General features: G+C 46.7%; 1 protein-coding gene. It reads right to left on the bottom strand.

The annotated features are described in order from the left end of the window. Nucleotides 1-101 precede the first annotated feature (101 nt). Entirely contained in the window at nt 102-1166 is a 1065-nt protein-coding gene (hemE, locus tag B3O33_RS15165) for a uroporphyrinogen decarboxylase (protein ID WP_292362667.1), read from the bottom strand. Between the last annotated feature and the right edge of the window lie 58 nt (nt 1167-1224).

Raw genomic sequence — 1224 nt, 5'->3', positions numbered from 1 at the left:
CTAAAATACAAAACGCCCGATGCGGTGCATCGGGCGTTTTAATCGAAATAAGTGTCAACTTATTTCAGGACAAGACACTGAAAGTTTTAAAACTCAACAAATTACTGATGATACTGGACGCTTTCAGCATGTACGGCATCCACTAATGCAGCTACATGCTCCGGGTTAATCGTAGGGTGGATACCGTGCCCCAGATTAAATACATGGCCACTTCCATGACCATAGGCTTTCAGAATTTCTTTTACTTCCGTTTGTATGCGTTCAGGCTGAGCATATAACACACAGGGATCCATATTGCCCTGCAAGGCCACTTTATCGCCCACCTGATAGCGTGCCAATGAGATATCGGTCGTCCAGTCCAGGCCTAATGCGTCGGCCCCGACTTCGGCCATATGATTTAGCCATTGGCCACCCCCCTTTGTAAACATCGTTACCGGCACACGTCTTCCTTCATTTTCTTTGGTCAGGCCGCTGATGATCTGCTGCATATAGGCCAGCGAAAACTCTCTGTAATTTGGTCCACTTAATGCCCCACCCCAAGTATCAAATAACATTAAGGCCTGAGCACCTGCAGCGATTTGAGCATTTAAGTAAGCCGTTACTGACTTGGCAAGAACTGATAACAAATCATGCATCACTTGTGGCGTATCAAACATCATCGCTTTGATTTTAGCGAAATCCTTGCTCGAACCTCCCTCGACCATGTAGCACGCCAGTGTCCAGGGACTGCCACTAAAACCAATTAACGGCACCTTGCCATCAATTTCCCTACGGGTCATGCGAATGGCATCCATCACATACCCCAGACTATCCTCCATATCCGGTACGCTGAGATTGGCTACTTCTGCTGCGCTGCGTACTGTTTTGTGAAATTTTGGGCCTTCTCCGGTAACAAAATGCAGCCCCAGCCCCATAGCATCAGGAATAGTGAGAATGTCAGAAAAGATTATCGAAGCATCAAGATCAAAGCGACGCAGGGGCTGCAAGGTAACTTCACAGGCCAGTTCCGGCGTGGTACACAATGTCATAAAATTACCGGCCTTTTCGCGTACCTGCCGGTATTCAGGCAAGTAACGACCAGCCTGACGCATAATCCAAACCGGGGTTTTATCGACAGGTTGCTTTAATAAAGCACGAAGATAACGATCATTTTTTAATTCGGACACCGGACCACCTTTTTATTTATGGCAATTACTAGGGTTTGTTGATCTTTCATATCCACCA

It is taken from the genome of Methylophaga sp. UBA1464 (genome assembly GCF_002325665.1).
In the GTDB taxonomy this organism is placed as follows: Bacteria; Pseudomonadota; Gammaproteobacteria; order Nitrosococcales; family Methylophagaceae; genus Methylophaga.
The sequence above is the reverse complement of the archived record's forward strand: the minus strand, read 5'-3'. Positions and strand labels throughout refer to the sequence as shown.